The sequence below is a fragment of the Pseudomonas sp. 51_B genome, assembly GCF_017491595.1.
GTDB lineage: Bacteria > Pseudomonadota > Gammaproteobacteria > Pseudomonadales > Pseudomonadaceae > Aquipseudomonas > Aquipseudomonas promysalinigenes.
In genome coordinates this window covers 1-440 of sequence record NZ_JAFGYW010000431.1, presented here as the reverse complement: position 1 = coordinate 440, position 440 = coordinate 1, and the positions used below count along the sequence as shown (strand labels likewise).

Below are 440 nucleotides of genomic sequence, written 5' to 3'. Positions count from 1 at the left end.
ACATGCAGAACTGGACCTTCTGGTTCGACATCAAGATCATCCTGATCACGCTCGTCAAGGGTTTCGTCGGCCGCAACGCATTCTGAGCCGGCGCGCGTTCGCCGCGAACGCGCGGCATTCCTTTTCGACGATCACGCTACCAAGGAGAAACGACAAGATGTTCAAGCCCCTAGCATGGGCGAGCGCCGCGGCGCTCGCCTTGTCGGGCTGTGCGCTCGCCCCCGGGCCGGCGCTCGATTCGAGCCGCATGAACGACAATCTGAGCGCACCGACGGATTCGACGGTGTACGACGTCAAGCTGATCACGCCGCAGCTCGTCTATACGCTCAAGCAGGCCGACGAGGCCGACACGCGCGCGAAGGAAGCAGGGCTCGCGCAGAGCCTGCCCGCGGCGAGCGCCGACTATCGGGTCGGCCCGGACGACGTGCTCGGCATCGTCG

The 440-nt window shown here is 65.0% G+C and carries 1 pseudogene; it reads left to right on the top strand.

The features are described from left to right. Positions 1-157 precede the first annotated feature (157 nt). Positions 158-440, top strand: a pseudogene (locus J5M56_RS25585) (hypothetical protein); the annotation flags it as partial.